General features: G+C 58.2%; 5 protein-coding genes. 4 read left to right on the forward strand and 1 reads right to left on the reverse strand.

Annotated features, from left to right (window positions below):
• Positions 1 to 75: 75 nt before the first annotated feature.
• Positions 76 to 288 carry a DUF4926 domain-containing protein gene (locus Q4D85_RS10935; protein WP_303200384.1) on the forward strand — a complete coding sequence of 71 codons (213 nt, stop codon included), beginning with the start codon at positions 76 to 78 and terminating at the stop codon, positions 286 to 288.
• A gap of 164 nt (positions 289 to 452) precedes the next feature.
• Here Q4D85_RS10935 and Q4D85_RS10940 read toward each other — a convergent pair whose 3' ends face one another.
• Positions 453 to 1,859: an FAD-binding oxidoreductase gene (locus Q4D85_RS10940; protein ID WP_303200386.1), complete on the reverse strand. Its 1,407-nt coding sequence runs from the start codon at positions 1,857 to 1,859 to the stop codon at positions 453 to 455.
• Between the two features lie 307 nt (positions 1,860 to 2,166).
• On the opposite strand from Q4D85_RS10940, the gene Q4D85_RS10945 reads away from it, so the two are divergent.
• The 3 genes from Q4D85_RS10945 to Q4D85_RS10955 all read left to right on the forward strand — a co-directional run.
• The gene (locus Q4D85_RS10945; RefSeq protein WP_303200388.1) at positions 2,167 to 3,600 is read left to right on the forward strand and encodes an aldehyde dehydrogenase; all 1,434 of its coding nucleotides are present in this window, start codon (positions 2,167 to 2,169) and stop codon (positions 3,598 to 3,600) included.
• A gap of 35 nt (positions 3,601 to 3,635) precedes the next feature.
• Positions 3,636 to 3,866, forward strand: coding sequence for a hypothetical protein (locus Q4D85_RS10950; protein WP_303200389.1), 231 nt, complete (start codon positions 3,636 to 3,638; stop codon positions 3,864 to 3,866).
• 208 nt (positions 3,867 to 4,074) lie between these two features.
• The coding region (locus Q4D85_RS10955) for a fatty acid synthase subunit beta domain-containing protein (RefSeq protein ID WP_303200390.1) at positions 4,075 to 6,595 on the forward strand (2,521 nt) is incomplete at its 3' end.

The raw sequence follows: 6,595 nt of genomic DNA on the forward strand, positions 1-6,595 counted from the left end.
AAACATCCTATCGCGTAGGAGAAACCTTTTTTGTTAGGTATTCCCACCACCCAAATCCCCTCTACAATGCCCCTTATGCCCTTTAACCTTCTCCAAACCGTTCGCCTCACCACCGACATCCTCACGGATGAATCGGTTGACCCGCCCGAACTGGCGTTGTCGGCTGGGGCAGTAGGGACCATTGTTGACCTTTTAAATGGTGCCGCCTATTTGGTTGAGTTTGTGGATGAAAACGGGGCAACCATTGCTTTACCAGCGCTTACTGAAGATCAAATCGCGGAAGCGTAGGTCGCTGCGTTGCTTTCCACCGACGCGTACATCACCGAGGCATACATCCCCAAGGCGCGCATAGCCGAAGGGTGACGTGCCACAAGCCGCCCCTAAAGCTAACAGGCGAGCCAGCGCGAAAGGTACACCGGATCGCCCGAAATGTATCTCTGTAGCCGTGGCTATTAACTATCGAATCCGATTTTGAATAGTCCCATCAATTTGAGTAGCAGGCCGTCTTTCCCGCCGTTCTTATCGGATTTATTCACTGCCCGCCGCATGATTTGCACCAGTGGGTAGGCGATCGGTTCGGGCGGGATGGGGATGGGTAGCCGACGGGCCATTTTTAGTTTTGTGCGTTCGGTTTCTTTTCCTTCGAGCAGATCGAGCATCGTTTCCGCACCGAATCGGGTGGCACCGAGTCCTAGTCCGGTGTATCCGGCGCTATAGGCGACAGTTGCGTCGCGGGTGATGCCGTGGAACGCGACGAGTTGGGTGGACATGTCGATGACCCCGCCCCAGGCATGGCTGATTTTTGTACCGACAAGACTAGGGAAGGTGGTGTAGAGGTGGTCGAGGAGCAGGGTGAAGGTTTCGGGGCGCTGGTCGTAGCGGGGCGTGATTGTACGGCCCCGATGGTAGATGGCGTCCCAGCCGCCGAAGAGGATTCGGTTGTCGGCGGTTTTGCGGTAGTAGTGGAATTCTTTGCCAGAGTCGGTGATTCCGTTGCGCTGCGTCCACCCGATTTCTTCTAATTGAGCGTGGCTGAGCGGTTCGGTGACGATGGCGTAGTCGTAAACCGGAAGGGTAAATAACCGCAGGTGGCGGAGTAGGGAGGGGAAGGCGTTGGTGGCGAGTGCTACTTTGGTGGCGGTTATTTTTCCTTCCGGGGTGTGGGCGGTGGCGCCGCGCCGGTTGTGTGTGAGGTCGGTGATTTCGGTGTTTTCGTAGATTGAAACCCCGAGTTTTTCGGCAGCCGCGGCGAGACCCCATGCGAGTTTGGCGGGATGCACGAAGGAATAGCCGTCTTTTTTAAAGAGCGCGGCGCGGTAGACGGGGGAGTTTCCGTGGCCGTGGGTGCCAGTGGGGTCAAGCTGTTGGGCGTCGCTATTGGTGATCCACGGAACTTGGTGTTCCTCGGTGGCGACGACCATAACGCCGGTGTTTTCCCATTCGGCGTCGATGCCGTATTGGGTGATGGTGCGGTGTAGCTCGGCGAAGTTGTCGTCGGCAAGCTTGTGGATGGTCGCCAGTTCCTGAGGGAAGTGAAGCTTGCCATTGTCTTTGCCGTGGGTGAGGTCCGATTCGCAGAATCCGCCGTTGCGGCCGCTGGCGGCCCACGCTATTCGCCGCTTTTCGACGACCGCAACGTTCCACTCGGGGTGGCGTTCTTTGGCGATAAGTGCCGTCCATAGCCCGCAGAATCCGCCGCCGATGACGAGAAGATCGGCGGTAATGTCCTTGGTTAGTGCGGGTCGGGGTTGCGGTCGGTCGGGGTGATCGAGCCAGAACGGGGTGGTGTTGGCGTCTTTTAGGGCCTCGGCAAGAAGCGCCGGGTCGTGGGTTGGTATGGATCCGTAGGCGGTGGACATGGGGCGTGGGGTTTCCTTTTTCGTCTTTTCTGCTTGCTGTCTATGCTACGACTGTGTGGGTTTTGGGGGTGGGGTTCCCTCGGAAAATCTGTGGTGAATGTGGGAGATGGGGGTAGTAATTTGCGTCAAGTTGTGGCACGGATTCGGTTGGTGTGTATAGGGTGGGTCGCACTAGCTTTTGGCTATATGTGCTCTTGAATCGGGGTTTTGTAGCTGAATGTGCCCTTAAGTTTTCCCTCGGGTTTTCTTATCTGGCTGCGTCCCCCGTTTCGTTTCATTTTTTCGAAGGAATGTTGGTGACAAAGATATGAAAACTCAGCTTTATATCGGCGGCGAATTTGTTGATGCTTCCGATGGTGGTGTGACCCCCGTTATCAGCCCGGTGACGGGCGAGGTGATTGCCGAAGTAGCGGTGCCGACGACGGCCGATCTGGATCGTGCGGTTGCTGTGGCGCGGGAGGCGCAAGCGCAGTGGCGGCAAGTGGGTGTTTGGCAACGTGCCGCTGTGTGTCGCAAAGTAGGAGAGTTGATTGAGGCCCGGCGCGATGAGTTGGCGAAGCTTTTGACGCTGGAGCAGGGCAAACCAATCACGGAATCCTATGCGGATGTGGATGAGACGGCATTGCTGTTTCGGCTGCACGCGGAAGACGCGGTGCGGCTGCACGGCGAAACCCTCCCGGCGAACGATCCGCACAAGCGTATGTGGACGTTCTATCAACCGGTCGGTACCTGGGCGATCGTCATTCCGTGGAATTTCCCAGTCTTGATGTTCTCGGAATTCGCGGCACCTGGTCTGGCTACCGGTAACGCATTGGTGGTTAAACCGCCGACACACACGCCGCTGACGCTGCTGACCTTGGTCGATGTCCTCAATGAGGCGGGGGTTCCGCCGGGGCTGATCAACGTGTTGCCGGGTGAAGGGGATTTCGGTGCCCAATTGGTAAGCCATTCGGGAATCGATGCGATTGGTTTCATTGGGTCTTCGGCGACGGCGGAAAAGATCGTCCAGACTGCTGGTTTGAAGCGCACCATTATCGAGGCTTCCGGCAACGGCCCGGTGGTAGTGCTTGACGACGCCGACCTTGACGCTGCTGCGAAAGCGGTGGTGCAAGGCGCGTACTACAACGCGGGCCAAGTATGTTGTGCCACGGGTCGGGTTTTGGTGCATCAGGCAGTCCACGAGGATTTCGTTGCAGCGGTGAAGGCTGCGGCTAAGGAGGCCGTGTTGGGTGATCCGTTCGATGAGGAGACCACGCTCGGACCGATGAATAATCAGCGCACAGCTGAGAAGGTGGATCGACACTTGCAGGAAGCTAAAGAACGCGGCTTTGACATCGTGGTTGGTGGTAATCGCAGCGCCGACTATCCAACGGATTTGTACTACGAGTTCACCGTCGTTGATAACGTGGCGCCGGATAGTCTGTTAAGTGTTGAAGAAACCTTCGGACCGGTGGTGCCGATCATCGTGGGTGCCGATGACGATGAGCTGTTGCGGCTGGCTAACGACGATGCGCTGGGGCTTCAGGGTGCGGTCTTTACGAAGGATATGACGCGTGCCTATCGGTTCGTGGAAAACATCCGCACCGGCCAGGTGGTCGTGAATGACAGCAATGGCTTCTGGGATATTAATATGCCGTTCGGTGGTGTGGGTGGTACCCGTACCGGTTGGGGGCGCATTGGCGGTAAGCACACCCTGCTCGATATGAGCGATCTGCGAACTGGGGTCATTCACCTGGACTGATGCCGATTCTGGGCCGCCTATTACACTGGTGAGTTATGAGCATTTCTCGTAATTTCGATGAGTATTTGGCGGCCCGCGGCATTGTGCCGTCGGCTGAAGTGGTACCGGAGAATGCCTGTCAGGAGTTCGCGCCGCCAACTGGGTGGTATGTTCCGGATGCTGATGCGCCGGATAGGGGTGATGGGGATGGTGAATTAGATTCTGATGAGTGGGAATCTGCCGAACGGGTCATTTCCCAGATTTTGGGGATTAAGCTGGGATTTTAGGGGGATTGGGGTGGGGTTGTTGTCTGGCAGTTTTATGTGAATTTCTCGGTTTTGGGCGCAAAAGATGACACTTCCCTCATGTTTTGTGGCATATTTGTTAGGCAAAACTTTTACGTCCCTAATTTTGTCGTGCCAACTTTTTAAGGCAACGCAATGCGGCTGAAATAGGGGCGGATTTTTCAGTAACCGAGTGTTCAGGAGTTTTCCCGTGACCGATACATCCCACAAATTCGGCCTCCAGCCAGGATCCGATCGACTCATCGATCGGTTTGCTACGCAGCCTTTTGCGTTGGCTTTTTCTGGTCAGGGTTTCGAGTGGCTGCCCACGCTTCAGGCTGCGGTGGCGCAAGGGGCTCGCAAGACGGTAGCGCCGCTGGTGGAGCATGCAGCAGCGCTGATCGCCCCAGTGGCTGACGAGATTGCGGGTACCCGACCATTTGGTTTCGACCCATTGGGCTGGGCTGACCAAGAAAACGTCGCCATTGACCTCACCCAGGCGGCAGTGAGCGTTCCGGGCATTTTTGTCGCCCAGCTTGCGGTTCTGGATCAGTTGGAGGCGCAGGGTCTCGATGTGGAATCGGCGATCGCGAGCATCGGTCATTCACAGGGGTTATTGGGGGTTATTGCGTGCCAGGATCTCAGCCGTGCGGCCGAGGTTTTGGCGATCGCGCAATTAATGGGGGCGGCGATTACCCGCCAGGCGCGGATCACCGGCCTAGTCGCAACGGGCGAGGATATGCCAATGGTGGCGATTTCCGGAGTTACCCGCGAGCAGTTAGAAACCGCCATCGCCCAGGCGTGCGGCGCGGAGGCGTCGCAAAGCCGCCCAGTGATCGGCCTGCGCAATTCCCGTGATACCTACGTCATCGTGGGTCGCCCTGCAGATAATCGCAAGGTCATCGACGTTTTGAACGCATGGGCGCGCAAGGACGCTAAGGCTATCGAGGAGAAGAAGCGCGGCGGCGCCGCATTCGCCCCGACTGTTACGCCACTCGCGGTACAGGTTGGCTTCCACCACCCACTCATGGCAGACGGTGTGGAACAGGTCGTCGTCTGGGCGGAGAAAGCAGGCATCGACGCCGAACTGGCACGCGAGATCGCACAGTCCGCCATGGTCGACCCGGTTGACTGGTTAGCACAGGTCACCAAGGTTGTCGACGCCGGTGTCCGCTGGATTCTCGACGTCGGGCCAGCCGCAGGCGTTGGTTCGTTGACCAATTCCATCCTCATCGGTCGCGGCGCGGTATCGGTGTGCGTGAGCGGACTTTCCGGCCAATCGCAGCTTTTCGACGCCGGACAGGCCCCGGAACTACCACGCAGCTTCACCGAATTCGCACCGCGGTTAATCGCAACCGCCACCGGAAACCACGTTTCTACCAAGTTCACCGAGCTCACTGGCCGTAGCCCAATGTTGCTGGCCGGTATGACCCCCACCACCGTCGACCCGGAAATCGTCGCTGCGGCAGCCAACGCTGGGCACTGGGCAGAACTCGCCGGTGGCGGCCAGGTAACCCCAGAAATCCTGGAGGCCCATATTGAGAAGCTCACCTCGCTGCTGAAACCAGGCGTAAACGCCCAGTTCAACTCGATGTTCCTCGACCCCTACCTATGGAAGATGCAGATCGGCGGCAAACGACTCGTGCCGAAAGCCCGGGCGAACGGCGCGCCGATCGACGGTATTGTCATTACCGCAGGCATCCCGGAGCACGACGAAGCCGTCGCTTTAGTGCATGAACTGCGCGACGGCGGCTTCCCGTGGGTGGCCTTCAAACCCGGCGCGGTGCGCCAGATTGCCAAGGTTCTCGACATCGCCGCCGATGTGCCGGACATTCCGGTGATCGTTCAGGTGGAAGGCGGTAAAGCCGGTGGGCACCATTCCTGGGAGGATTTGGATGACCTGCTCATTAATACCTATGAAAATATTCGCGCGCACGACAACGTGGTGCTGTGTGTCGGTGGCGGCATCGGTACCCCGGAGCGTGCCGCCGAGTATCTCACCGGCCAGTGGGCGGTGAAGTACGACCTGCCGCCGATGCCGGTTGATGGCATTTTGATTGGTACCGCCGCGATGGCTACCAAAGAGGCGAAGACCAGTGAATCTGTGAAGAAGATGCTGGTGGAGACCAAAGGTATTGAAGAGTGGGTAGGTGCCGGTCAAGCCGCTGGTGGTATGGCTTCGGGCCGTTCCCAGCTGGGGGCGGATATTCACGAGATTGATAATTCCTTCGCCCGCGCTGGCCGGTTGTTGGATGAGGTTGCTGGCGATGCTGATGCGGTTGCGGCGCGCCGGGAGGAGATCATTGCGGCGATCGCGAAGACCGCTAAGCCGTATTTCGGTGACCTTGCGGAGATGACGTATGCCGCCTGGTTGGAGCGCTACCTTGAGCTTTCCGGCCCGTATAAGGGTGAGTGGACGGACGTGTCCTGGTTCAACCGATTTGCTGAGATGGTGGCTCGCTGCGAGGCCCGCTTGGTTGCGCAGGATCATGGGCAGTTTGTCCCGCAGGTGCAGGTTTCGGTGGAAGATGAGCCGGCTAAGGTCGTCGAAAAGCTAGTGGCAGCGTACCCGGAGGCGGCAACGGATACGTTGCACCCGGCGGACGTCGCGTGGTTTATGCAGCTGTGCCGCACCCCCGGTAAGCCGGTGAATTTCGTTCCGGTTATCGATCAGGATGTGCGCCGCTGGTGGCGTTCCGATTCGCTGTGGCAGTCGCACGATGAGCGTTACG

This window comes from Corynebacterium sp. (assembly GCF_030532965.1).
Taxonomy (GTDB): Bacteria; Actinomycetota; Actinomycetes; order Mycobacteriales; family Mycobacteriaceae; genus Corynebacterium.

Excerpts from the sequence above, each read along its gene's own strand:
- Q4D85_RS10935 (WP_303200384.1), top strand. The coding sequence starts at position 76 with ATGCCCTTTAACCTTCTCCAAACCGTTCGCCTCACCACCGACATCCTC.
- Q4D85_RS10940 (WP_303200386.1), bottom strand. The coding sequence starts at position 1,859 with ATGTCCACCGCCTACGGATCCATACCAACCCACGACCCGGCGCTTCTT.
- Q4D85_RS10945 (WP_303200388.1), top strand. The coding sequence starts at position 2,167 with ATGAAAACTCAGCTTTATATCGGCGGCGAATTTGTTGATGCTTCCGAT.
- Q4D85_RS10950 (WP_303200389.1), top strand. The coding sequence starts at position 3,636 with ATGAGCATTTCTCGTAATTTCGATGAGTATTTGGCGGCCCGCGGCATT.